This is a genomic window from Geopseudomonas aromaticivorans (assembly GCF_019097855.1).
In the GTDB taxonomy this organism is placed as follows: domain Bacteria; phylum Pseudomonadota; class Gammaproteobacteria; order Pseudomonadales; family Pseudomonadaceae; genus Geopseudomonas; species Geopseudomonas aromaticivorans.
On the sequence record NZ_JAHRGL010000057.1, the window covers coordinates 219472 to 243243 of the forward strand.

General features: G+C 65.1%; 21 protein-coding genes and 3 tRNA genes. 12 read left to right on the forward strand and 12 right to left on the reverse strand.

Features of this window, described 5'->3' with window-relative positions; genetic code table 11:
* Position 1: 1 nt before the first annotated feature.
* The 4 genes from KRX52_RS17040 to yacG all read left to right on the forward strand — a co-directional run bounded on the left by KRX52_RS17040 (position 2) and on the right by yacG (position 2987).
* Positions 2-1222 (forward strand): type II secretion system F family protein, encoded by a 1221-nt coding sequence (locus KRX52_RS17040; RefSeq protein ID WP_217682925.1) that lies wholly within the window; start codon positions 2-4, stop codon positions 1220-1222.
* Positions 1223-2095, forward strand: a complete 873-nt coding sequence (locus KRX52_RS17045) for a prepilin peptidase (RefSeq protein ID WP_217682926.1) — start codon at positions 1223-1225, stop codon at positions 2093-2095. It abuts the gene before it with no gap.
* Positions 2096-2175: 80 nt separating this feature from the next.
* Positions 2176-2790, forward strand: a complete 615-nt coding sequence (gene coaE / locus KRX52_RS17050; protein ID WP_217682927.1) for a dephospho-CoA kinase — start codon at positions 2176-2178, stop codon at positions 2788-2790.
* On the forward strand, positions 2787-2987 hold the full coding sequence (yacG, locus tag KRX52_RS17055) for a DNA gyrase inhibitor YacG (protein ID WP_217682928.1): 201 nt from the start codon (positions 2787-2789) through the stop codon (positions 2985-2987). The genes coaE and yacG overlap by 4 nt, the downstream gene beginning before the upstream one ends.
* 19 nt (positions 2988-3006) lie before the next feature.
* Here yacG and KRX52_RS17060 read toward each other — a convergent pair whose 3' ends face one another.
* Genes KRX52_RS17060 through KRX52_RS17070 form a run of 3 tightly spaced genes read right to left on the reverse strand, consistent with a single transcriptional unit; the run spans position 3007 to position 4576 of the window.
* The gene (locus KRX52_RS17060; RefSeq protein WP_217682929.1) at positions 3007-3690 is read right to left on the reverse strand and encodes an energy-coupling factor ABC transporter permease; all 684 of its coding nucleotides are present in this window, start codon (positions 3688-3690) and stop codon (positions 3007-3009) included.
* Positions 3687-4154 carry an FAD/FMN-containing dehydrogenase gene (locus KRX52_RS17065; RefSeq protein WP_217682930.1) on the reverse strand — a complete coding sequence of 156 codons (468 nt, stop codon included), beginning with the start codon at positions 4152-4154 and terminating at the stop codon, positions 3687-3689. Before KRX52_RS17065 ends, KRX52_RS17060 begins: the two co-directional genes overlap by 4 nt.
* Positions 4151-4576 carry a GNAT family N-acetyltransferase gene (locus KRX52_RS17070; protein ID WP_217682931.1) on the reverse strand — a complete coding sequence of 142 codons (426 nt, stop codon included), beginning with the start codon at positions 4574-4576 and terminating at the stop codon, positions 4151-4153. The genes KRX52_RS17065 and KRX52_RS17070 overlap by 4 nt, the downstream gene beginning before the upstream one ends.
* 169 nt (positions 4577-4745) lie before the next feature.
* Between KRX52_RS17070 and KRX52_RS17075 the strand changes: the two genes are divergently transcribed.
* Entirely contained in the window at positions 4746-4919 is a 174-nt protein-coding gene (locus tag KRX52_RS17075) for a DUF3094 family protein (protein ID WP_217682932.1), read from the forward strand.
* Positions 4920-5049: 130 nt separating this feature from the next.
* On the opposite strand, the gene KRX52_RS17080 is transcribed toward KRX52_RS17075, so the two are convergent.
* The 3 genes from KRX52_RS17080 to KRX52_RS17090 all read right to left on the reverse strand — a co-directional run bounded on the left by KRX52_RS17080 (position 5050) and on the right by KRX52_RS17090 (position 5291).
* A tRNA-Lys gene (locus KRX52_RS17080) sits at positions 5050-5124 on the reverse strand.
* Positions 5125-5129: 5 nt separating this feature from the next.
* Positions 5130-5206, reverse strand: a tRNA-Pro gene (locus KRX52_RS17085).
* Positions 5207-5215: 9 nt separating this feature from the next.
* Positions 5216-5291, reverse strand: a tRNA-Asn gene (locus KRX52_RS17090).
* Between the two features lie 191 nt (positions 5292-5482).
* On the opposite strand from KRX52_RS17090, the gene KRX52_RS17095 reads away from it, so the two are divergent.
* A complete protein-coding gene (locus KRX52_RS17095) occupies positions 5483-7789 on the forward strand; it encodes a DUF1631 domain-containing protein (RefSeq protein ID WP_217682933.1) in 2307 nt (768 codons plus the stop codon).
* 138 nt (positions 7790-7927) lie between these two features.
* Here KRX52_RS17095 and clpB read toward each other — a convergent pair whose 3' ends face one another.
* The 3 genes from clpB to rluD form a co-directional block, all read right to left on the reverse strand.
* Positions 7928-10492: an ATP-dependent chaperone ClpB gene (gene clpB, locus KRX52_RS17100; protein WP_217682934.1), complete on the reverse strand. Its 2565-nt coding sequence runs from the start codon at positions 10490-10492 to the stop codon at positions 7928-7930.
* Between the two features lie 238 nt (positions 10493-10730).
* The gene (gene pgeF / locus KRX52_RS17105) at positions 10731-11480 is read right to left on the reverse strand and encodes a peptidoglycan editing factor PgeF (RefSeq protein WP_217682935.1); all 750 of its coding nucleotides are present in this window, start codon (positions 11478-11480) and stop codon (positions 10731-10733) included.
* Positions 11477-12439, reverse strand: coding sequence for a 23S rRNA pseudouridine(1911/1915/1917) synthase RluD (gene rluD / locus KRX52_RS17110; RefSeq protein WP_217682936.1), 963 nt, complete (start codon positions 12437-12439; stop codon positions 11477-11479). Before rluD ends, pgeF begins: the two co-directional genes overlap by 4 nt.
* A 146-nt stretch (positions 12440-12585) precedes the next feature.
* On the opposite strand from rluD, the gene KRX52_RS17115 reads away from it, so the two are divergent.
* Positions 12586-13602, forward strand: a complete 1017-nt coding sequence (locus KRX52_RS17115; RefSeq protein WP_217682937.1) for an outer membrane protein assembly factor BamD — start codon at positions 12586-12588, stop codon at positions 13600-13602.
* Positions 13603-13701: 99 nt separating this feature from the next.
* Here KRX52_RS17115 and KRX52_RS17120 read toward each other — a convergent pair whose 3' ends face one another.
* The gene (locus KRX52_RS17120; RefSeq protein ID WP_217682938.1) at positions 13702-15336 is read right to left on the reverse strand and encodes an NAD+ synthase; all 1635 of its coding nucleotides are present in this window, start codon (positions 15334-15336) and stop codon (positions 13702-13704) included.
* Positions 15337-15520: 184 nt separating this feature from the next.
* On the opposite strand from KRX52_RS17120, the gene KRX52_RS17125 reads away from it, so the two are divergent.
* From KRX52_RS17125 to KRX52_RS17145, 5 genes are all read left to right on the forward strand, one after another.
* Positions 15521-15754, forward strand: coding sequence for a PP0621 family protein (locus tag KRX52_RS17125; RefSeq protein ID WP_217682939.1), 234 nt, complete (start codon positions 15521-15523; stop codon positions 15752-15754).
* Positions 15741-17336 carry a sensor histidine kinase gene (locus KRX52_RS17130; RefSeq protein WP_254797651.1) on the forward strand — a complete coding sequence of 532 codons (1596 nt, stop codon included), beginning with the start codon at positions 15741-15743 and terminating at the stop codon, positions 17334-17336. Before KRX52_RS17125 ends, KRX52_RS17130 begins: the two co-directional genes overlap by 14 nt.
* A gap of 2 nt (positions 17337-17338) precedes the next feature.
* On the forward strand, positions 17339-18682 hold the full coding sequence (locus KRX52_RS17135; RefSeq protein ID WP_217682941.1) for a sigma-54-dependent transcriptional regulator: 1344 nt from the start codon (positions 17339-17341) through the stop codon (positions 18680-18682).
* 361 nt (positions 18683-19043) lie between these two features.
* Positions 19044-20381, forward strand: coding sequence for an NADP-specific glutamate dehydrogenase (gdhA, locus tag KRX52_RS17140; RefSeq protein WP_217682942.1), 1338 nt, complete (start codon positions 19044-19046; stop codon positions 20379-20381).
* Positions 20382-20572: 191 nt separating this feature from the next.
* Positions 20573-21427 carry a response regulator transcription factor gene (locus KRX52_RS17145; RefSeq protein WP_217682943.1) on the forward strand — a complete coding sequence of 285 codons (855 nt, stop codon included), beginning with the start codon at positions 20573-20575 and terminating at the stop codon, positions 21425-21427.
* A 234-nt stretch (positions 21428-21661) separates the two neighbouring features.
* Here KRX52_RS17145 and KRX52_RS17150 read toward each other — a convergent pair whose 3' ends face one another.
* Positions 21662-22774, reverse strand: coding sequence for a tetratricopeptide repeat protein (locus KRX52_RS17150; protein ID WP_254797639.1), 1113 nt, complete (start codon positions 22772-22774; stop codon positions 21662-21664).
* A gap of 19 nt (positions 22775-22793) precedes the next feature.
* Positions 22794-23762, reverse strand: coding sequence for a type II secretion system F family protein (locus KRX52_RS17155; protein ID WP_217682945.1), 969 nt, complete (start codon positions 23760-23762; stop codon positions 22794-22796).
* Positions 23763-23772: the final 10 nt, after the last annotated feature.

Here is a 23772-nt window from a genome sequence, read left to right on the forward strand (position 1 = left end):
CATGGCGGCCAAACCGTTACAGAACAGCACCTTCGTCTGGGAAGGCACCGACCGCAAGGGAACAAAGGTCAAGGGCGAAATCAGCGGCCCGAACCCCAATTTGGTCAAGGCCCAGCTGCGCAAGCAGGGCATCAACCCGCTCAAGGTGAAGAAGAAGGCTGGCTCGCTGTTCGGCCAGGGCAAGAAGATCAAGCCCATGGATATCGCCATCTTCACCCGACAGATGGCGACCATGATGAAATCCGGCGTGCCGCTGCTGCAGTCGTTTGACATCATCGCCGACGGCGTGGAAAACCCCAACATGCGCACGCTGGTGCTGGAGATCAAGCAGGAGGTTGCCAGCGGCAACAGCCTGGCCAGCTCGCTGCGCAAGATGCCCAAGTACTTCGACGACCTGTATTGCAACCTGGTGGAGTCGGGCGAGCAGTCCGGTGCGCTGGAGACACTGCTAGACCGTATCGCCAGCTACAAGGAAAAGACCGAGGCGCTCAAGGCCAAGATCAAGAAGGCGATGACCTACCCCATCTCGGTGATCGTGGTGGCGGTGATCGTCACCGCCATCCTGCTGATCAAGGTGGTGCCGACCTTCCAGGGCGTATTCGCCGGCTTCGGCGCCGAACTGCCGGCCTTCACCTTGATGGTCATCCATATGTCCGAGTGGCTACAGGCCAATGGCTTCTTCGCACTCATCGGCCTGGTAGCCTTCGGCTTCTCCTTCAAGCAGGCCCACCTGCGCTCGGAGAAGTTCCGCGACGCAATGGATCGCAGCCTGCTCAAACTGCCGATCTTCGGCGACATTTTCTATAAGGGCGCAGTGGCCCGCTATGCACGCACCCTGGCTACCACCTTCGCGGCCGGTGTGCCATTGGTAGAAGCGCTGGACTCGGTGGCCGGCGCCGCCGGCAACGTGGTTTTTCGCACGGCGGTCAACCGCGTCAAGCAGGACGTGTCCACCGGCATGCAACTCAATTTCTCGATGCGCGCCACCGGGGTTTTCCCGGCCATGGCCGTGCAGATGACCTCCATCGGCGAAGAGTCCGGCTCGCTCGACTATATGCTGGACAAGGTCGCCGAGTACTACGAGGCCGAAGTTGACAACCTGGTTGACAACCTGACCACCCTGATGGAACCGATGATCATGGCCGTGCTCGGCGTGCTGGTCGGCGGCCTGATCATCGCCATGTACCTGCCGATCTTCAGCCTCGGCGGCGTGATCGGCTAAATGAGTATTTTCGAACTTCTGGCCAGGCACGCACTGGCCTTTGTTTTCTGCGCCACCATCCTCGGCCTGCTGGTCGGCAGCTTCCTCAACGTGGTGGTCTATCGTCTACCGATCATGATGCAGCGCGACTGGCAATCCCAAGCGCGTGAAGTGCTCGAACTGGAGCACGATGAGCCAAGCGAGCGCTTCAACCTGCTGCTGCCGGACTCCAGCTGCCCGCACTGCGGGCACCAGATCCGCGCCTGGGAGAACATCCCGATCATCAGCTGGCTGCTGCTGCGCGGGCGTTGTTCGGGCTGCAAGGCACCGATCAGCAAGCGCTATCCGCTGGTGGAGCTGGCCTGCGGAGTCCTTTCCGGCTACGTCGCCTGGCATTTCGGCTTCACCTGGCAGGCCGGCGCCGTGCTGCTGCTGAGCTGGGGACTGCTGGCGATGAGCCTGATCGACTCCGACCATCAGCTGCTGCCGGATGTGCTGGTGCTGCCGCTGCTGTGGCTGGGGCTGATCGTCAACCAGTCGGGGCTGTTCGCCTCGCCGGGCGATGCCTTCTGGGGTGCGGTGGCCGGCTATCTCAGCCTGTGGTCGGTGTACTGGCTGTTCAAGCTGGTGACCGGCAAGGAAGGCATGGGCTACGGCGACTTCAAGCTGCTGGCAATGCTCGGTGCCTGGGGCGGCTGGCAGATCCTGCCGCTGACCATCCTGCTGTCCTCGGTGGTCGGCGCGGTGCTCGGCCTGATCATCCTGCGCATGCGCAACGCCGAAAGCGGCACGCCGCTGCCCTTCGGCCCTTATCTGGCCATCGCCGGCTGGATTGCGCTGCTGTGGGGCGACGAGATAACCGGCCACTACCTGCAGTTTGCCGGGATGGGTTGAGCGTAGGGTGCGCCCTCCCTGTGGAGCCCTGCCGCCATCCGGGCGATAATGCGCCATCGCGGCAACGGATCATCCCCCCAATGAAACCCTGGATTCTCGGCCTCACCGGCGGCATAGGCAGCGGCAAGAGCGCGGCGGCCAGCCATTTCGCCAGCCTCGGCGTGCATCTGGTGGATGCCGATCAGGCAGCGCGCTGGGTGGTGGAGCCGGGGCGGCCGGCACTGGCACATATCGTCGACCGCTTCGGCGAGCAGATCCTCCTAGACGATGGCGCACTGAACCGCGCGGCGCTGCGCACAAGGATCTTCCAGGCGCCCGAAGAGCGCCAGTGGCTGGAGCAGCTGCTGCACCCACTGATCCGCACGGAAATCCGCAGCGTGCTGGACGAGGCGCGCTCGCCCTACGCAATCTTGGTATCACCGCTGCTGGTCGAGTCGACGGCGCAGCGCGAGATGGCTCGCCGCGTGCTGGTGGTGGATGTGCCGGAGCAGGTGCAGATCCACCGGACCATGCAGCGCGACCAGGTGCCCGAGGAGCAGGTGCGCGCCATCCTACAAGCCCAGGCCAGCCGCGAGGAGCGCCTGCGCCATGCCCACGACGTACTGGTCAACGACCGCGACCTGGCCTGGCTGCAGCGCGAGGTGGAACGCCTGCACGAATTCTATCTGACACTTGAAGGAGGCCAGCCTCAATGAAAAAACCGCTGACCGTAGCCTGCCCGACCTGTTCTACCCAGGTGGAGTGGAGTACCGACAACCCATACCGGCCGTTCTGCTGCGAGCGCTGCAAGCTGATCGACCTCGGCGCCTGGGCCGCCGAGGAGCACAAGATTCCGGGCGATTCGCTGGAGGACGAGCTGTTCAGCGGCGAGCTGGACGGGATGCGGCACTGATCGACCGGCGTTGCCCGCCCTAGCGCTCCTCGTCCTTCCATGGCGCCTGCAGGTAGCGGGTGCGGTTGAAGGTTTCCAGCCAGTCCGGATAGAACACCACCAGCGCGGTAACCACCATGCCGTTGATGAAGGCCTCGGGAAACATGATCAGCCACAAGTAGCCGGCGAAGTCGTCAAGCCAGGGCGGCATCTGGTAGATGCCATCGATCAGCAGCACACCGAGGCCGGCGAGCAGAACCAGCACCGCGGTCAGCGCCGCCGGGAAGAAACCGCTGAAGAAGATGTAGACGAACAGGTTGCGCGGCTGCAGGCGCTCGACCAGTCGCGCACAGACCTCGGCGATAAGCACCGGGATAAAGATCAACAGCACACCATTCACCCCCAGAGCCAGCCAGTCCTGGCGCCCAAGGGCAGCAACCCCCAACTGGGCAACGAAGGCAGCGAGCACCGCCAGCGGCCAGTCGAGCAGCAGGGTCACCGCGGTCATGCCGATGAAATGATAGGACAATCCGGAAGGGAAATCGCGCCGTACCAGCCAGAGCAGGAACAGCGCCAGCACGGTGCCAAACAGCAGGTGCTGGCGGCGGAAGTCGCTGAACAGCTCGACCCAGGGCGCATGCCAGAGCGCCGCCAATAGCAACGGCAGGAACAGCAGGGCTCCCAGCCACAAGCTGGACGCGGACAGCAGCGCCGCAGCGATCACGGCGCGACCTGCTCCAGCGCCGCGCGCAGCGCTGCCGCATCGGTGAACACCTTGCGCTCGCGCAGCACACCCTGATCCAGCTGCAACCAGAGCACACCCTCCTGCGGAGCGGCATATTGCGGCACCACCTGCGCCTCGCGATCCAGCAGCACGCGATAGCTGTAGTCGCGCATCGCCGGAATGGCGAACAGCTTGCCGATCAGGCCGGGCATGCGACTGATATCGGCCACGAACAGCGCCTGACGAGCCTCCAGATACCCCTTGGGCCGCCCCTCCAGCGCCGCGCCGAGCAGCTTGGCGCCATCCATGCTGCGCGCCACCAGCAGGACGTGCAGCTGGTCATCGAGGGTGTAGGGCTGGTCGAACTGGTCGCTAAGGGTCCAAGGCGCGAGACGCTCGCCCGTTTCCAGAGCTTGTACGGTAGCAGCCAGCAGGGCCAGGCCCAGCAACATCCAGCGTTTCATCGATTGCACTCCACAGTGGAAAAGACTCGAATATCCTCACGCTCGCTCCAGCCAGCACGGGCGCGCCAGAAGGCCAGCGCCTGCGGCGCGGCGTCGAGGACGAAGACATGGCTCTTGGCGATGCCCTGTGCCGCCAGACGGGCCAACACCGCCTCGATCAGCGCCGTGGCGATGCCGCGCTGCCGGCAACTTGGATCGACCAGCAGGTGCTGCAGGTAGCCGCGCCGCCCATCATGGCCGGCCAGTAGGCAGCCGACAATCGTCCCCTCCTCCTCGACCAGCAGGCTCAGCCCGGGATTGCGCGCCAGGTAGGCGCAGAACGGCACATAGGCATCCTCAGCGCGCAATTGAATACCTGGCGTGCGCATCCAGAGGACGTGAAGAGCGGCGTGATCGGACGGGGAAACTTCGCGCAGCTGCATGAGGATTTTCGCTGTTGGCTGTTGGGCACGGCGCCGAGCGCATGACGACGCGGGATACTCGAAACAGTCTACACCGCAGGAGGCATGCCAGATCGTCGCCATTGCCCAGCCATGCTCGATCGCAGCGCACGACCTAGAATGAGGGCAAGCCCCTTTGAGCGAGAGAACCATGAGCAGCCATCTGAATCCCGAAGACCAGCGCAGGGTCGCGCAGTATTTGAACACCCCACAGCACCGCACCGAGCGCCGCGCGTTCCGGCCGTGGCTGCTGATGCTCGCACTGCTGGGGGTGGTGGCCGGCCTCGGCCTGTTGAGCCGCCTGCTGGCCGCGCTGGTTATCTGAAAGCCGCACCGGTTAGACACGTACAGCCTCGGCCGGAAAGATTAGCGTAGCCAGCAAAAAACGGACAAACAAAAAAGCTGGAAGGCCTTACGGCACTTCCAGCTTTTTAGTCCTTCCTGAGAAGGCGATTTGGTGGGTCGTGTGGGATTCGAACCTACGACCAATTGGTTAAAAGCCAACTGCTCTACCACTGAGCTAACGACCCAAATCTGGTCGGGGTAGGGGGATTCGAACTCCCGACATCCTGCTCCCAAAGCAGGCGCGCTACCGGACTGCGCTATACCCCGTCTGGAAATTGGCTCCGCGACCTGGACTCGAACCAGGGACCCAATGATTAACAGTCATTTGCTCTACCGACTGAGCTATCGCGGAACTTATACACTTCCAACTTTTACAGGTTTCGGCGTTGCCGATTTCCCGTATCAGTGGCGCGGCATTCTACGGACTTCCAAGGCATTGTCAACCCTCAACAAAAGATTTTTCTGGCACTTGGCAGGATCACCCCGCGCTTGTTATATGTGCGCTCATTCTGAGAGCACAGAGCTCTGGCCCGCCAGACCATCATGAGTCATACGCCACCACCCGATCATCCCGCACCTCCTGCACTCGCCGGTCGCACCATCCAGCCGCGTTTCGGCCAGATCGAGCAAAGCTGTCGCCAATTGCTGCTGAACCATCTTGACCAGCACCTGGGCTGCACCTTCGAACAAGCCGATGATGCCCTGTTCGCCCAAGCCAACAAGGCGACCAACAACCGCGAGCAGGCACTGTTCTTCGATAGCATGCGCGAAGTACGCACCCAGCGGGCACACATCATCCGCCACTTCCACCAGCGGCTGGCGGGCGAGTTCGCTGCCTATTTCGAAGGTCGCCCCCTGCACGGCAAGGCGCCGACGCCCACTGCCCGCAACCCGCTGTCGCTCATCGCCCACGACGAGCATGAGGAGAGTCTGCTGTTGGGCAACATGGTCAAGCGCTGCCAGAGCCACTGTGCAACCCAACTCGATGCGCTGACACAACGTCTGGCACAGCTGTGCCGCGACCCAGCGACAGCCCTGAAGCAGGATGCTCCATGCACTCCGGAAGCCATCGCCACCGCCTTTCGCCTGGCGCTGCCCGACGAAGCACTGCCCCTGCGAATCCGCCGCGTCCTGTACGACCTGTTCGAACAACAGGTCATGAGCTCGCTCGCCCCGCTGTACAGCGCTCTCAACAAGCTCCTGATCGAGGCGAACGTTCTCCCGCAGCTCAGCGACAAGCTGTCTCGCCCTCGCACACCGGCGCGGCCGTCAGCCAATCCGCCCCCGCCCGAGGGGCAAGGGCGCAGGAGCCATGGTGATAGCTGGCCGAGCGAGCCCCGCAGCGAGGCGGAACAACTGTTCCAGGGCGTCACCCGCCTGCTAAGCCGGCGCCACGGCAACGGCAACGGCAACGGCAACGATGCCCATCCAGGCGCCTCACCCAGCCAGTCGGCAAGCGCGCCGCCATCCGCCCCGGCGGGTACCTACAGCGAAACCGAGCTGATGGCTGCACTGACCCGCCTGCAGCAGGTGAGCGCCCGCGAAATCGTCGGCAAACTTTACCAGCCGCAGGATGCCAAGCAGCTCAAGGCGCGACTGCATGCCGAACTGGAGGCCGCCTGCACCCTGCCCGACCAGCAGATGCTGACCGACGACGATGCCGACATCATCGACCTGGTCGGCATGTTGTTCGCCTTCATTCTCGACGACCCGGCCCTGCCGGACCGTTGCAAGACCGTGCTTTCGCACCTGCATACGCCCTACCTGAAGCTCGCCCTGCGCGACCGCCGACTGTTCACCCATGGCGATCATCCTGCTCGCCAACTGCTGGACTGCATGGCCAAGGCCGGCGCGCGCTTTGCCGAAGACAGCGATACATCGGGCCTGCAGACCAAGATGCAGCTGATCGTCGAGCGCATCATTCAGGACTTCAGCGGCGACGCCACCCTGTTCCCCAGCCTGCTGCAGGAGTTCGAGGAGTACCTGCGTCGCCTGCAGCAGCGCGTCGAGCTGCGCGAACGGCGCACGCTGGATGCCGCACGTGGCAACGACCGGATGCAGGCCGCCCGACAGCAGGCCGGCGAGCAGATCCGAAGGGTACTGATCGGCCGGACGCTGCCACGACTGATTCAAGAGCTGCTGGAGAGCGGCTGGCGCGACGTACTGGCCCTGACTCACCTGCGCCAGGGCGAACAGAGCGACGAATGGCGACGCGCCTGCCTGGCCGCCGAACAACTGGCGTGGAGCTGCACACCGCTGGACCACAGCGGCCGCGAGCGCCTGCAGCGCGAGCGCCTGGAGCTGCTGGAACAACTGCGTATGGGCCTGCAGCGACTGGGCAGCCTGCCCGAAGACCGCATCCGCCGTCTGCTACAGGACGTGGTCACTTGCCAGCATGCGGTGCAGGCACAGCAGCCGGAGCTGGCCGCCCGCCTGAGCGCGCAGCTACCGGACAACCCGCTTGGCGCCATGCTGCAAGGCCAGCCGGAAGCCGAGCAGCCCGCACACCCCGCCTCGTCCGCAGACGTGCCGGAGGAGCTGGAGGCCCGCCTGCAACAGCTGCAGTCACTGCCGTTCGGCACCCTGTTCGGCTTCCAGGAGGACGGCCAGCAGCGCCGCCTGCGCCTATCCTGGTTCAGCCCGGCGACCCGCCACTACCTGTTCATCGACCCCAGCGGCGAACACAGCCGCAGCTGGCCCGCCGCCCACCTGGCCCAGGCGTTGCTGGACGGCAACGTACGCCTGCTCGGCGAACCGACGGATACGCCCCTGATGGAGCGCGCCCTGCAGGCCATCTATCGAGTCCTGCAACGGATGGAAGACGGCAAACCATTGCCGGCCGATAGCTGAGAGCTCCACAAGCAACAAGGGCACGACGGCCAAAAGCCTCGTGCCCTTGTTGCTTGCATCCAAACCTTGCTGGACAGCGGTGCGACCGCCCCCATCGCCCCAGCCCGGCGCCCCTCGGGCGCCAAGCTGTTGTCGAGGTCAGGCGAACACGATCTCCTCGCCCTCGACCTTGGCATGAATGGTCGCGCCCGGCGCGAATTCGCCAGCGAGGATCTGCTGCGCCAGCGGGTTCTCGATCCAGCGCTGGATGGCACGCTTGAGCGGGCGCGCGCCGTACACCGGGTCGTAGCCGACGGCGATCAGCTTCTCCAGCGCCTCCGGGGTCAGCTCGAGATTCAGCTCGCGCTCGGCCAGGCGTGAACGCAGGCGGCCGAGCTGGATCTCGGCGATGCCACCGATCTGCTCCTTGCCCAGCGGATCGAACACCACCACCTCGTCGATGCGGTTGATGAACTCGGGCCGGAAGTGATGGCTCACCGCGTCCATCACCGCGGCGCGCTGCGCCTCCGGATCGCCGACCAGCTCCTGGATCTGCGCCGAGCCGAGGTTGGAGGTCATCACCACCACGGTGTTCTTGAAGTCCACGGTGCGGCCCTGGCTGTCGGTCAGGCGACCGTCCTCAAGCACCTGCAGCAGCACGTTGAACACATCCGGGTGGGCCTTCTCCACCTCGTCCATGAGGATCACCGAGTACGGCTTGCGGCGCACCGCCTCGGTCAGGTAACCGCCCTCCTCGTAGCCGACATAACCCGGCGGGGCGCCGATCAGGCGGGACACCGAATGCTTCTCCATGAACTCGGACATGTCGATGCGCACCATGGCCTCCTCGGTATCGAAGAGGAACTCGGCCAGCGCCTTGCACAGCTCGGTCTTGCCCACCCCGGTCGGGCCGAGGAACAGGAAGGAGCCGCTCGGCCGGTTCGGGTCGGCCAGCCCGGCGCGCGAACGACGCACCGCGTTGGACACCGCCACTACCGCCTCGTGCTGGCCGATCACCCGCTTGTGCAGCTCGGCCTCCATGCGCAGCAGCTTGTCGCGCTCGCCCTCCATCATCTTGGCCACCGGGATGCCGGTCCACTTGGACACCACCTCGGCGATCTCCTCGTCGGTGACGCGGTTGCGCAGCAGCTGGTGCTCACGCGGCTCGCGCTCGTCCACCGTGGCCAGCTTGCGCTCCAGCTCGGGGATGGTGCCGTACTGCAGCTCGGCCATGCGCTGCAGGTCGGCGCGGCGGCGCGCCGCCTCCATATCAGCCCTGGCCTGCTCGAGCTGCTGCTGGATCTGCGCCGAGCCCTGCACCTCGGCCTTCTCCGACTTCCAGATTTCCTCCAGATCGGCGTACTCGCGCTCGAGCTTGGCGATGTCCTCCTCCAGCTTGGCCAGGCGCTTTTTGGTGGCCTCGTCGGTTTCCTTCTTCAGCGCCTCGCGCTCGATCTTCAGCTGAATCAGGCGACGATCCAGGCGATCCAACTCCTCGGGCTTGGAGTCGATCTCCATGCGGATGCGGCTGGCCGCCTCGTCGATCAGGTCGATGGCCTTGTCCGGCAGCTGGCGGTCGGTGATGTAACGGTGACTCAATTTTGCTGCCGCGATGATCGCCCCGTCGGTGATGGTCACCCCATGGTGCACCTCGTAGCGCTCCTTGAGGCCGCGCAGGATGGCGATGGTGTCCTCCTCGCTCGGCTCGTCGACCAGCACCTTCTGGAAACGGCGCTCCAGCGCGGCGTCCTTCTCGATGTACTGGCGGTACTCGTCAAGGGTGGTGGCGCCGACGCAGTGCAGCTCGCCGCGGGCCAGCGCCGGCTTGAGCATGTTGCCGGCGTCCATCGAGCCCTCAGCCTTACCGGCGCCGACCATGGTGTGCAGCTCGTCGATGAACAGGATGACGCGCCCTTCCTGCTTGCCCAGCTCGTTGAGCACCGCCTTGAGGCGCTCCTCGAACTCGCCGCGGAACTTGGCGCCGGCGATCAGCGCGCCCATGTCCAGCGACAGCAGGCGCTTGTCCTTGAGGCCGTCGGGCACCTCGCCGTTGACGATGCGCTGGGCCAGGCCCTCGACGATGGCGGTCTTGCCCACGCCCGGCTCGCCGATCAGCACCGGGTTGTTCTTGGTGCGCCGCTGCAGGACCTGGATGGTGCGGCGGATCTCGTCGTCGCGACCGATCACCGGGTCGAGCTTTCCCTCCTCGGCGCGCTTGGTCATGTCGACGGTGTACTTGTCGAGCGCCTGGCGCGACTCCTCGGCGTTGGGATCGTTGACCGCCTCGCCGCCGCGCAGGTTGCTGATGGCGTTCTCCAGCGCCTGCTTGCTCACCCCCTGGGCCAGCAGCAGCTTGCCCAGCTTGGTGCCGCTTTCCAGCGCAGCGAGCAATACCAGCTCGCTGGAAATGAACTGGTCGCCCTTCTGCTGGGCCAGGCGGTCCGCCTGGTTGAGCAGCCGCGCCAGATCCTGCGACATGTTCACGTCACCGGTGGGGTTCTGGATCTTCGGCAGGTCGTCGAGCGCCTTGGCCAGCGCCTGGCGCAGGGAGGCGATGTCGAAACCGACCTGCATCAGCAGCGGGCGGATCGAGCCGCCCTGCTGCTCGAGCAGGGCGGACATCAGGTGCAGCGGCTCGATGGCGCTGTTATCGCGGCCTACGGCCAGCGACTGGGCATCGGAAAGCGCCAATTGCAGTTTGCTGGTCAAACGGTCGATACGCATGGGTTCGTCCTTCGCAAGCAACAGCGGACCGGGCAGCCGGTACCCGACAACACCAACAGTCCGCTTAGGGATTCGGTTGCAGCATAGATGAGGACGATTACAGGCGATTCAAGGGGCGGGAGCTTGACAGGGGTCAATGGCGCCGTAGGGTAGAAGACTCGCGCAGCGATCTTCTACCGATGGGGTGGGCGCAGCCTGGGTGGCAGGTAATCGCTTCGCGAGTTACCTACACGCCCATTCAGGCCCGTTCCGGCTCCAGCCAGATCAGGCTGGCCATGCGGCCGGTACGCGGCTCGCGTCGGTAGGAATAGAAGCGCTCGGCATCGCCGAAGGTGCACAGCCCGCCACCGTACACGGCGGTGACGCCGATGGCCGCCAGGCGAATGCGCGCCAGCCGGTACAGATCGGCCATGAAGCGCCCGGGATTGACGCTGGGCACGAAGGCCTCGGCCGCCTCGGCATGCTGCGCGACGAAGGCTTCGCGCACCTCGGCACCGACCTCGAAGGCCTGCGCACCGATGGCAGGACCGAGCCAGGCCAACACCTGATCGGCCGGACAGCCCAGCGCCGCGACGCTGGCCTCCAGCACCCCGGCAGCCAGCCCGCGCCAGCCGGCATGGGCGGCGGCCACGCGAGTGCCGGCGCGGTCGCAGAACAGCACCGGAAGGCAGTCGGCGGTCATGATGGCGCAGGCCACGCCGGGGGTGGCGCTCCAGCTGGCATCGGCCTCGGCGACCTGCGTCGGATCGGCCTCGACCACGCTCACGCCGTGGACCTGGCAGAGCCAGGCCGCCCGGCAGCCGAGCAACGCCTGCAGGCGGCGACGATTCTCCGCCACGGCGACGGGATCGTCGCCGACATGATCGCCGAGGTTGAGCGTAGCGAACGGTACCAGGCTGACGCCGCCCGCGCGGGTCGTCACGCAGGCACGTACGTTGGCCGGTGCCGGCCAATCGGGGATCAGCAGATCGCCCGGGACGAGGCTCATCCGATAAACGCCTCGCGATCACCACGCAGCAGGTTGAGCAGCTCGACGAAGTCGTCCGGCAGCGGCGACTCCCAGCCCATGCGCTCGCCGGTCACCGGGTGATCCAGCTCGAGGAAACGCGCATGCAGCGCCTGGCGCGGGTAGTCGCGCAGGGCCTGGACCAGCACCGGATTGGCCGCCGGCGGAATGCGGAAGCGCCCGCCGTAGACGGGATCCCCGACCAGCGGAAAATTGACGTGGGCCATGTGCACGCGGATCTGGTGGGTGCGCCCGGTTTCCAGCTTGACCCGCACATGGGTGTGCGCGCGGAAGCGCTCGAGCACCCGGTAGTGGCTTACCGCCGGCTTGCCGGTGGAGGTCACCGCCATTTTCTGACGCTGCTGCGAATGGCGACCGATGGGCGCATCGACCTTGCCACCGGCGGTAACCACGCCGAGGACGATGGCCTCGTAGATGCGGCTGACACTGCGCGCCTGCAACTGGGCGACCAGATTGGTGTGCGCCTCGAGCGTCTTGGCGACCACCATCAGGCCGGTGGTGTCCTTGTCGAGGCGGTGAACGATACCGCCGCGCGGCACGCTGGCCAGCGCAGGGGCATGGTGCAACAAGGCGTTGAGCAGGGTGCCGTCGGCATGCCCGGCAGCCGGATGCACGACCAGTCCCGCCGGCTTGTCCAGCACCAGGATGTGCTCGTCCTCGTAGACGATGTTCAGCTCGATATCCTGCGCCTGGTACTCGACCTGCGCGTCGCGCTCGGCCTCCAGCTGCAGCACGGCACCACCATAGACGGTGTCGCGCGGACGCAGCACGGCACCGTCGACGGTCAGCCGGCCATCCTTGATCCAGCCAGCCAGGCGCGAGCGCGAATGATCGGGAAAGACCTGGGCGGCGACCTGGTCCAGACGTTGCCCGCCCAGTTCGGACGGCACCTCGGCACGCAATTGAATGATTTCGGACATGACTGACATCGGGGAGGGCCGTGCGGCTTTGGTTTCAGCCACAGGCTTGTGGTTAAATACGACGAATTTCCCCCAGAGGATTCTGGGGCACCAATCATATCAGGCCGGCCCCTGTCACGCACCCGGCCCCAGGGAACCCAAGCGCCATGCAAGTGAAACACCTGCTGCTGATCGCCACCCTCGCTCTCACCGCAGCCTGTTCGTCCAAGCAGGTCATCGACGAGAATCTCAGCGAGACCGAGCTGTACACGCAGGCGCAGGAGCATCTGGACAACAAGAGCTACACCAGCGCCGTCGACACACTCAAGGCCCTGGAGTCGCGCTACCCGTTCGGCAGCTACGCCGAGCAGGCGCAGCTCGAACTGATCTACGCCTACTACCAGAACCAGGAGCCGGAGGCCGCACGTGCCGCCGCCGAGCGCTTCATTCGCCTGCATCCGCAGCATCCGAACGCCGACTACGCCTACTACCTCAAGGGGCTGGCCTCCTTCGACAAGGACCGCGGCCTGATGGCACGCTTCCTGCCGCTGGACATGACCAAGCGCGACCCGGGCGCAGCCCGTGACTCGTTCAACGAGTTCGCCCAACTGGTCAACCGCTATCCCAACAGCCGCTACGCTCCCGATGCCAAGGCGCGCATGATCTATCTGCGCAACCTGCTGGCCGCCTACGAGATCCACGTCGCGAACTACTACCTGAAGCGCCAGGCCTACGTCGCCGCCGCCAACCGCGGCCGATACGTGGTGGAAAACTTCCAGGAAACCCCGGCCGTGGGCGACGGCCTGGCGGTGATGACCGAAGCCTACCAGCGCCTCGGCCTGGACGATCTGTCCGCCAGCAGCCTGGCCACCCTCAAGCTCAATTACCCCGAGCATCCGACCCTGGAAAGCGGCGAGTTCGTGCCGCGCGAAGAAGAAGCCGACACCCGCTCCTGGCTGAGCAAGGCCACCCTCGGCCTGATCGACAACGAAGCGCCGCTGCCGCCTGGCCAGACCCGTACCAGCCAGGACATGCAGCGCCAGTATCAGGAAGCCTTGGACGCCATCCCCGAGGAACTGCAGCCGGAAAACGCGGAAGACACCGAGGCCGAAGCAGCCGAGCAAGACAGCAACGCGCCGAAGCGTTCCTGGTGGCACCGCATGACCTTCGGCCTGTTCGACTGAGGCACGACTGGCAACGAAAAAGGGAGGCTGCGGCCTCCCTTTTTCATGCCCGACTGACGCCCCCTCTCCCGCGGACTCGCCGAAAGAGGAGGTGGCGCTTCACTCGCCGATGCGCCAGCCCGAAGTGATCGGATAGCGGCGGTCGCGACCGAAGCCACGCTGGGTGATGCGCGGGCCGACCGCAGCCTGGCGGCGCTTGTATTCGTTGAGATCGACCAGGCGCAGCACCCGGCGCACGGTATCGGCGGCAAAGCCGCGGGCGATGATGGCATCGGCCGACTGGTCCTCCTCCACGTACAGGCGCAGGATCTCGTCCAGCTCCGCGTAGGGCGGCAGCGAATCCTCGTCCTTCTGGTCCGGCGCCAGCTCGGCGGACGGCGGACGGTCGATGACCCGCTGCGGAATCACCTCCCCGTCCAGGCTGTTGCGATACTCGCAAAGACGGAACACCAGGGTCTTGGGCACGTCCTTGAGCACGTCGAAGCCGCCGGCCATGTCGCCGTACAGCGTGCAGTAACCGACCGCCACCTCGCTCTTGTTGCCGGTGGTCAGCACCAGATAGCCTTTCTTGTTGGAGATCGCCATCAGCAGCGTGCCGCGGCAGCGTGCCTGCAGATTCTCCTCGGTGGTATCGCGCGCCAGTCCGGCGAAGACCGGCGCCAGGCTGCCCATGAACGCCTCGACCATCGGCTCGATCGGCAGCACGCTGTAGGCCACGTTCAGCGTGCGCGCCTCGGCCTCGGCATCCTCGAGGCTGATCTGCGCGGTATAACGGTACGGCATCATCACCGCCTCGACCTTGTCGGCCCCCAGTGCATCCACCGCGACCGCCAGGGTCAGCGCCGAGTCGATGCCACCGGACAGCCCGAGCACCACCCCCTTGAAGCCGTTCTTCTGCACGTAGTCGCGCACGCCGAGCACCAGCGCGTCGTACACGCTGGCCTCCTCATCGGCCAGCACCGCGCAGGCGCCGGGTTGCGGCTGCACCAGCTCGTCGTCCACCTGCAACTCGGCGAGGAACAACCCCTCTTCATAGGCCGGGGCACGCTGCAGCACATGGCCGCTGGCCGCCACCACGCAGGAGCCGCCGTCGAACACCAGCTCGTCCTGACCGCCAACCTGGTTGACGTAGACGATCGGCATGTCGCCCTCGCGCGCCCGCGCAGCCAGAGTTTCCTCGCGCTGCACCTGCTTGCCCTGGTGGAACGGCGAGGCGTTGAGATTCAGCATCAGCCGTGCGCCGGCGGCATGCGCGGCGGCCATCGGCTCGGCATGCCAGATGTCCTCGCAGATGCTCAGCGCCACCGGCACGCCGGCGATGTCCACCACGCATGCCTGATCGCCGGCATCGAAGTAGCGCTTCTCGTCGAACACCTGATAGTTGGGCAGCTTCTGCTTGTAGTAGCGGGCCACCAGCTGGCCGTCATCGAGCAGCGCACAGGCGTTGTAGCGCCGCTCGCCCTCCACCCACGGAAAGCCGAGCAGCAGGCGGATGCCGCGCACCTCGCGGCACAGCCGCTCGAGCGCCGCCTCGATGCGCAGCTGCATGCTGCCACGCAGCAGCAGGTCCTCCGGCGGATAACCGCACAGCGACAGCTCGGGAAACACGATCACATCCGCCTGCCACTGTGCGCGGGCGCGTCCGGCAGCCTCGATGATGCGCTCGACGTTGCCGTGGATATCGCCGACGCGAAGGTTGAGCTGGGCCATCGCGACCCGCAGGACTTGACTCATTCTGCTCTCCATCTGGAAGAAGCGGCTGCCGACAGCCACCGGAGCCGCCCGCATCGCCGATGCACGAGCCGCATTCTCCCGCAACGGCCACAGCCGACACAACGCACAGTCGTGGCCGACGGTGCTGGGCGCATGCCGCCGGCTTGGCTACACTGGCGCCTTTTCCGCGTAGCACGAGAGCATTATGGCGCGCCTGTTGACCCTCATCGCCCTGTTCGCCATCGGCTGGTGGCTGTGGCGACGCTTTGTCCGACCGCCACAGGAACCCCGCCCCCCCGCCGCGCCCAGGACCCAGCCGATGGTGCGCTGCGCCCACTGCGGTGTGCATGTGCCGCAGAACGAAGCTCTCGCCCACGACAACCGCTGGTATTGCAGCCGTGCCCACCTGGAACAAGACGACTCCCCTGAACAACGCTGACTTCTGGTCACCGGGCACCGCACAGGGGCAGCGCATCCTGCGCCTGTACCATCTCTATCGCCTCAGCGTCGGCCTGGCCCTGGTCCTGCTGATCACCAGCGACATGCACCGTGAACTGCTGGACATGGTCGATGCCCGCCTGTTCCGCCACGCCAGCTGGGCCTACCTGGCCACCAATGTGGTGCTCGGCGTACTGGTACAACAGGCCAACCGCCCCCTGACCCTGTTCGGCCTGGCGCTGTTCGACGTGACCCTGCTCAGCACCCTGTTCTACGCCGCCGGCGGCCTCAGCAGCGGGCTGGCGCCGCTGCTGGTGATTTCGGTGGCGATGTCCAACAGCATCCTGCGCGGACGCCTTGGCCTGCTGATCGCAGCGCTGGCCAGCAGCGGCCTGATCTACCTGACGTTCTACATCAGCCTCAGCCGATCAGCAGCCACCAGCTACTACGTCCAGGCCGGGGCTCTCGGCGCCCTGTGCTTCGTCGCCGCGCTGATCATCCAGGCGCTGAGCCGGCGTCTGCAGCAGAGCGAAACCCTGGCCCGCCGGCACGCCGCCGACGTGGCCGACCTGCAGGTCCTCAACGCCCTGATCCTGCAACGCATGCGCACCGGCATCCTGGCCCTCGACCCGCAGCATCGCGTGCTGCTGGCCAACGCCAGCAGCCAGTCCCTGCTCGGCCAGCACCCGCTGGAAAACCAGCCCCTAGAACAATGCTGTCCAGTGCTGCTCGAGCGCCTGCAGCAATGGCAGGAAAACCCGGCACTGCGCCCGCCAACCCTGCAGGCCTTCGCCGAAGGACCGGTGCTGCAGCCCAGCTTCGTGCAGCTGCGGCGCAAGGGCGAGCGCGACATCCTGATCTTTCTCGAGGACGTCTCGATACTCGCCCAGCAGGCGCAGCAGCTCAAGCTGGCCTCCCTGGGCCGCCTGACCGCCGGCATCGCCCACGAGATCCGCAACCCGCTGGGCGCCATCAGCCACGCCGCCCAACTGCTGCAGGAGGCCGAGGACCTCAGCGCACCGGACCGCCGCCTGACCCACATCATTCTCGATCATTCGCGACGGATGAATCTGGTGGTGGAGAACATCCTGCAGCTGTCGCGGCGGCGCCAGGCCGAGCCGCAATTGCTCGACCTGCGCTACTGGCTGCACCGCTTTACCGGCGAGCTGCGGGAAAGCCCGCGGGGTGACTCGACGATCCACCTGCAGACCGAAGCCGGCTCGATCCAGACCCGCATCGACCCCCAGCAACTGACCCAGGTGCTGACCAACCTGGTGCAGAATGGGCTGCGCTATAGCGCCCGCAAGCACGGCCGAGGCCAGGTCTGGCTGAACCTGTTCCGCGACAGCGACACCCAGCTGCCGGTGCTGGAAATCTGCGACGACGGCGACGGCATTCCCGCCGACCAGCAGGCCAACCTGTTCGAGCCGTTCTTCACCACCGAAAACAAGGGCACCGGCCTCGGCCTGTACATCTCCCGCGAACTGTGTGAAAGCAACCGTGCCCGCTTGGACTACGTGCCCCGCGAAGGCAGCGGTGCCTGCTTTCGCATCACCTTCGCCCATCCGAGAACCACGAGCTGACCATGGCGCAACGAGCCCTGATCGTCGACGACGAACCCGATATCCGCGAGCTGCTGGAAATCACCCTCGGCCGCATGAAGCTGGACACCCGCTGCGCGCGCAACGTCAAGGAAGCCCGCGAGTGGCTGGCGCGCGAACCGTTCGACCTGTGCCTGACCGACATGCGCCTGCCCGACGGTACCGGCTTGGAGCTGGTGCAACTGATCCAGCAGCGCTATCCGCAGACCCCGGTGGCGATGATCACGGCCTACAGCAGCCTGGACACCGCGATCAATGCCCTCAAGGCCGGCGCCTTCGACTTCCTCACCAAACCAGTGGACCTTGCCCGCCTGCGCGAGCTGGTCGCCACCGCCCTGCGCCTGCGCAGCCCCCAGGACGAAGGCGATGGCTCGGTGGACAGCCGCCTGCTCGGCGATTCGCCGCCGATGCGCGCCCTGCGCAAGCAGATCGCCAAGCTGTCGCGCAGCCAGGCGCCGGTGTACATCAGCGGCGAATCGGGCAGCGGCAAGGAGCTGGTGGCGCGTCTGATCCACGAGCTCGGCCCGCGCACCGAGCAGCCGTTCGTGCCGGTCAACTGCGGCGCCATCCCTTCTGAGCTGATGGAAAGCGAGTTCTTCGGCCACAAGAAAGGCAGTTTCACCGGCGCAGTAGAAGACAAGCCCGGCCTGTTCAAAGCCGCCGACGGCGGCACGCTGTTCCTCGACGAGGTGGCCGACCTGCCGCTGCCCATGCAGGTCAAGCTGCTGCGCGCCATCCAGGAGAAGGCCGTACGCGCGGTCGGCGGCCAGCAGGAGATCGCCGTCGACGTGCGCATCCTCAGCGCCACCCACAAGGACCTGGCCAGCGAGGTCACCGCCGGGCGTTTCCGCCAGGACCTCTACTACCGCCTCAACGTCATCGAACTGAACGTACCGCCGCTGCGCGAGCGCCGCGAAGACATCGCCCTGCTTGCCGAGCGCGCCTTGCAGCGCCTGGCCGTCGACTGCGGCATGCCGCCGGCACGCCTGAGCAGCGATGCGCTGGAAAAGCTGAAGAGCTACCGCTTCCCCGGCAACGTGCGCGAGCTGGAAAACATGCTCGAGCGCGCCTACACCCTGTGCGAGGACGACCAGATCGAGGCCGGCGACCTGCGCCTCGGCGATGCCCCGACGCAGGGCGGCGGTGACGGCGCCAGCGGCAACCTGGCACAGATCGACGACCTTGAAGACTTCCTCGAGAACATCGAGCGCCAGGCGATCATGCAGGCCCTCGAGGAAACCCGCTGGAACCGCACCGCGGCTGCCCAGCGCCTCGGCCTGTCGTTCCGCTCCATGCGCTACCGGCTGAAAAAGCTCGGTATCGACTGACATCCCCGGCCGCACTGCCGTCCGGGGCTTCCCGCACTCTCCGGCAACCGAATTCGCTCGGTGCCACCGACCGCGAAGGCGCCGACTTGCCCCAGGAAAATTCGCCGCCTCCGCGCGGGAGGCGAAAACCCGCGCGCACCAAGATAAGACAGCATGGCGCCGACATATAACCAAAACAGTGCATAAGTCATGCTAAAACAGCTTGAAAATGAAGCTTTTTTGTCCGCACTTACAAAAAAGGCACCAAAAAGATTCATAAAGGCGTCATTTCGCACTATGAAGAAGCACGCATGGCCTGCTAAATTTCACGCCCTGCCGAACACGGCCAGATTCATTCGCAGCCAACTTCCGAGGCCTCTCCATGTCCCAGTCTCTTGACGCCTTCCTAACGCAGCTCAAGCAGCGCGACCCCAACCAGCCCGAATTCCACCAAGCCGTGGAAGAGGTGGTCCGCAGCCTGTGGCCCTTCCTGCAAAGCGAGCCGCGCTACCTGAAGGCCGCCATCCTCGAGCGCATGGTCGAGCCGGAACGCGCCATCCTGTTCCGCGTACCGTGGGTCGACGATCAGGGCGTGGTCCGCGTCAACCGTGGCTACCGCGTGCAGATGAGCAGTGCCATCGGTCCATACAAGGGCGGCCTGCGCTTCCACCCGTCGGTCAACCTGGGCGTGCTGAAGTTCCTCGCCTTCGAGCAGGTGTTCAAGAACTCGCTGACCTCCCTGCCCATGGGCGGCGGCAAGGGCGGCTCCGACTTCGACCCGAAGGGCAAGAGCGACAACGAAGTGATGCGCTTCTGCCAGTCGTTCATGACCGAGCTGTACCGTCACGTCGGCGCCAACCTCGACGTACCGGCCGGTGACATTGGCGTCGGCGGTCGTGAAATCGGCTTCCTGTTCGGCCAGTACAAGCGCCTGGCCAACGAATTCACCTCGGTGCTGACCGGCAAGGGCATGAGCTACGGCGGCAGCCTGATCCGTCCGGAAGCGACCGGCTACGGCTGCGTGTACTTCGCCCAGGAAATGCTCAAGACCCGTCACGAAGGCTTCGACGGCAAGCGCGTGGCAATCTCCGGCTCGGGCAACGTGGCCCAGTACGCCGCGCAGAAGGTCATGGAACTGGGCGGCAAGGTCATCTCCCTGTCCGACTCCGGCGGCACCGTGCTGATCGAGGCGGGCCTGAACAAGGAACAGTTCGACTACCTGATGGACCTGAAGAACGTCCGTCGCGGTCGCATCGAAGAGATGGCGGCACACTTCGGCCTGCAGTATCTGGAAGGCCAGCGTCCGTGGAACCTGGTGTGCGACATCGCCCTGCCGTGCGCTACCCAGAACGAACTGGACGCCGACGACGCGCGCACCCTGCTGAAGAACGGCTGCTTCTGTGTGGCCGAAGGCGCCAACATGCCGTCCACCCTCGAGGCGGTCGACCTGTTCGTCGAAGCCGGCATCCTCTACGCGCCGGGCAAGGCCTCCAACGCCGGCGGCGTAGCCGTGTCGGGTCTGGAAATGAGCCAGAACTCCATGCGTCTGCTGTGGACCGACGGCGAAGTGGACGCCAAGCTGCACAGCATCATGCAGAACATCCACCACGCCTGCGTCAGCTATGGCGAGGAGAATGGCCGTATCAACTACGTCAAGGGCGCCAACATCGCCGGCTTCGTCAAGGTTGCCGACGCCATGCTGGCCCAGGGCGTGGTCTGAGGCTCCCGCCTCGCGACGCTGCCTGAGCAGTACAGAACAAGCCGGCCACTGTGCCGGCTTTTTCTTTGCCCGCACTTTTAATTCCAATAAACATCACTTAACCAACTTGCTTAGGAGGATTGGTTCTCTTCCGTCTGTCCAGGATGATCTTGAATTGATAGCAGAACCAAGTCAGCCGAGTAATCAGTGGAATGAGTGCCAAGGCCGCGAGCAAACCCCGCCTGTTGTGGTTCGATCTGACCAGCGCACAGAATGCCGAGCAGTGCATCGAGCAATTTGTCCCGCCATGTCAGGTCACCTTGGGCTATGGGCTCGGCAGCCTGCCCGCAGCGGACGAAAAGAACCTGCCGGATATGATCTGCGTGCAATTCGACCGCCCCGACAGCAGCGGCCTCAACCTGCTGCTGGAGATCAAGCGCCGCGCGCCCTCCATCCCGATCACCATGCTTACCGTGCAGCACTCCGAGGAACTGGCCGTCTGGGCGTTCCGCTCGGGCGTCTGGGAGTATCTGACGCTGCCGCTGTCCGGCGCCGAGCGGCAGCGCTACCTCAAGTCCCTGCGTGACCTCCACGAACTGCGCCGGCGCCCGCCGGGCAGTCAGCGCCTGCGCCCAGTGCGCACCGAGCAACTGCCCGACTGCGTGCGCCTGAACCGCGGACAGCACATCCACCAGCCGCTCTACGCCGCCCTGGCGCATATCGACAATCACTTCCGGGAACGGATCGAAGAGAAGGACATGGCCGAGCTCTGCGCCATGACCGTGGTGCGCTTCAGCCGCCTGTTCAAGCAGAACTGCGGGATCGGCTTTCAGGAGTACGTGATGCGCAAGCGCATGCAGGCCGCCGAAGAACTGCTGCTGAACAGCGAGATCCCGGTCTCCAGCGTGGCCTACATGGTCGGCTTCAAGGATCCGTCCTACTTTGCCCGTGCCTTCCGCCAGCATTTTGGCCACAGTCCCAGCGCCTGCCGGCAGGCTCAGCCTGCGGACACGACAACACCGCAAGTAGACCGACTGGATGGCTGGTCATCGGATAGCCTGCAGTAGCTGCAGAGTGCCGACCCTCGAAGGTGGCACCTGTAGGGTGGGTTAGCCGCGCAGCGGCGTAACCCGCCGACGATGCCGACAGATATCACCAGTGCCGACCTCGCGACCGGTTGGCGGGTTATGGCCTCCGACCCACCCCACCCTACGACTGGATCGACGCGAAACCGGCGGTGTACAGCTCAACAGCAAGAAGCCGCGTATCGACGCGGCTTCTTGCTGTTGCCCCCTTTCCGGTTACGGTGTACCCGTCTGCAACGGCGAAGGCAGGCTGACGGTCGACACCATCGGTGTGGACGCCGCCAACGGCACAGCGGACGGAATGGTCAAGGGGCCGGCGGCAGGAGCCACAGGGGTCGACATCCTGCTCACGTCGCTACCGCCACCGGCGTCATTGTTGCGGATGCGGCGAATCTGCTCGACGCGCTTGAGGTTCTGCGAAGCCACTTCATAGTGGGCAGGCGACTGATCGATGGCGCTGCGGAAGAACAGCTCCGCCTGCTCCAGGTTACCCTCGATCAGGCAGACATACCCCACATCGTTGCTCGCCTCGGCACGGGTCTCGACCTGCTCGAAGGCCGATAGCGCTTCCTCGTAATTGCCCATGCGGGCCAGCAGCATCCCGTAGTTGCGCCACGCAGGCTTGTAGCTGGCATCGAAGCCCAGCGCCTGCTGATAGGCCTGACGGGCGGCCGGCCATTCACCAGCCAAGTAGTGCGAGTAGCCCAGACTGTTGGCCGCCATGGCCGAGCGCGGGCTGATCTGCAGCGCCAGGCGGTAATACACGTGAGCCCGATCGAATTCGTTACGCAGGTCGGCCAGCACCCCCAAGCCGTTGTAGACCCGCAGAGGCGACTTGTCGTCCACCATCAGCACACCGGGGTCGGTCAGCTCCCCTGCCGGGACCACGCCACCGAAACGCTGCTGGTCCAGGCGCAGCGCGCCACCCAAGGTCTTCGCCGCCTCAGGATAACGACGCATGGCGATCTGCAGCGTACCCAGTTCGCTCAGGGCCTCGAGATTACCCGGCTCAACCTTGAGCACATCGTTCAGCGCCCGCTCGGCCAACGGATTGTTGCCCCGCTCGCGGTGGATACGTCCCACCCACACCAGCGCATCGTAACGCTTGGGGTCCAGCTCGCTGGCGCGCAGATACTGATACAACGCCTGATCAGTGTCCCCCGCGCTGTAAGCGGCGGCGGCCATTCGCATGGCCTGCTCCGGAGTGTCGGCGCCCTTCTGTACCTGATAGAGCACCGAACGGCCGCCGTCGTACAGATCATTGCGGCTCTTGCCGATGCTCTCCCCCGTGGTCTGGCAACCTGCCAGCGTGGCAGCAAGCGCTGCCAAAAGTGCAATCCTATGCATCTCACAATCTCCCGAAGGCCTTGAGAACGCCGACGATCACCGGTCCGATGACGACCAGGAAGAAGCTCGGCCACAAACAGAAGATTAGTGGAAAGATCAACTTGGTACCGAGTTTCGCTGCCTGCTCCTCGGCCGCTTGGGTACGCCGATCACGGAACTCCTCGGCATAGATACGCAGAGTGTCGGCCACACTGGTACCGAAGCGGATGCTCTGCGCAAGCAGACTGACCAGACCGTTGATATCCTCCAGACCGGTACGATCCGCCAGGTGGCGCAAGGCCTCGGTACTGGAGATGCCGGCCCTAATCTCGGCATTGACCAGCGCCAGCTCCTCGGCCAACTCGCCATGGCTGACCGACAGCTCCTCGGCCACCCGTTCGATGGATTGCGGCAACGCCAGGCCCGACTCGACACAAACCACCAACAGATCCAGTGCATCGGGAAAGCCTGCACGCAGCAAGCGCATGCGCGCCTGCTTGCGCTTGTCTACATAGATCGCCGGCACAATCCAGCCCACTCCAGCGGCGCCTAACAACAGCAGGGTTGACTGCAGGAAAGAAGCCCCCTTGATGAATGGCAACGCCAGTACAGCAATCCCGACCAGCACCAGCATCAGCAGCAGGCGCGCAGCCCAGTAGGCTTGGGCAGCCGAAGGCTGACGGTAACCCGCGTGAACCAGCAGGGTGCGGGTCGGCGAGTTGTGCCAGTCCTGATTGCCAGCAAACCGCTCACCCACCTGTTCCAGCATCAGTTGCAGGCTGCTCGGCGCGCGATGACTACCGCCAACGGCTACCTGGGCGCTTTTGAGCACCTTCAGTCGGCGCTGCACCGGATCCTGCAGTCCGATCATCAGCAGCGCCACCGTCACCACCGCCAGCACCGCGCTCAAGGTGATGGCACCGACAAACAGTAGTCGTGCCACCTCCTGATTCCCCACTGCACTATTGAGTAGACTCAGCAGATAGTCCATTTGCAGTCCC

Coding starts and splice junctions, on each gene's coding strand:
- KRX52_RS17065 (WP_217682930.1), bottom strand. CDS start 4,154: ATGAAACGCTGGATGTTGCTGGGCCTGGCCCTGCTGGCTGCTACCGTA.
- KRX52_RS17070 (WP_217682931.1), bottom strand. CDS start 4,576: ATGCAGCTGCGCGAAGTTTCCCCGTCCGATCACGCCGCTCTTCACGTC.
- KRX52_RS17145 (WP_217682943.1), top strand. CDS start 20,573: ATGAGTGCCAAGGCCGCGAGCAAACCCCGCCTGTTGTGGTTCGATCTG.
- KRX52_RS17045 (WP_217682926.1), top strand. CDS start 1,223: ATGAGTATTTTCGAACTTCTGGCCAGGCACGCACTGGCCTTTGTTTTC.
- gdhA (WP_217682942.1), top strand. CDS start 19,044: ATGTCCCAGTCTCTTGACGCCTTCCTAACGCAGCTCAAGCAGCGCGAC.
- KRX52_RS17135 (WP_217682941.1), top strand. CDS start 17,339: ATGGCGCAACGAGCCCTGATCGTCGACGACGAACCCGATATCCGCGAG.
- rluD (WP_217682936.1), bottom strand. CDS start 12,439: ATGTCCGAAATCATTCAATTGCGTGCCGAGGTGCCGTCCGAACTGGGC.
- KRX52_RS17125 (WP_217682939.1), top strand. CDS start 15,521: ATGGCGCGCCTGTTGACCCTCATCGCCCTGTTCGCCATCGGCTGGTGG.
- KRX52_RS17095 (WP_217682933.1), top strand. CDS start 5,483: ATGAGTCATACGCCACCACCCGATCATCCCGCACCTCCTGCACTCGCC.
- KRX52_RS17115 (WP_217682937.1), top strand. CDS start 12,586: ATGCAAGTGAAACACCTGCTGCTGATCGCCACCCTCGCTCTCACCGCA.
- yacG (WP_217682928.1), top strand. CDS start 2,787: ATGAAAAAACCGCTGACCGTAGCCTGCCCGACCTGTTCTACCCAGGTG.
- clpB (WP_217682934.1), bottom strand. CDS start 10,492: ATGCGTATCGACCGTTTGACCAGCAAACTGCAATTGGCGCTTTCCGAT.
- pgeF (WP_217682935.1), bottom strand. CDS start 11,480: ATGAGCCTCGTCCCGGGCGATCTGCTGATCCCCGATTGGCCGGCACCG.
- KRX52_RS17075 (WP_217682932.1), top strand. CDS start 4,746: ATGAGCAGCCATCTGAATCCCGAAGACCAGCGCAGGGTCGCGCAGTAT.
- coaE (WP_217682927.1), top strand. CDS start 2,176: ATGAAACCCTGGATTCTCGGCCTCACCGGCGGCATAGGCAGCGGCAAG.
- KRX52_RS17040 (WP_217682925.1), top strand. CDS start 2: ATGGCGGCCAAACCGTTACAGAACAGCACCTTCGTCTGGGAAGGCACC.
- KRX52_RS17155 (WP_217682945.1), bottom strand. CDS start 23,762: ATGGACTATCTGCTGAGTCTACTCAATAGTGCAGTGGGGAATCAGGAG.
- KRX52_RS17120 (WP_217682938.1), bottom strand. CDS start 15,336: ATGAGTCAAGTCCTGCGGGTCGCGATGGCCCAGCTCAACCTTCGCGTC.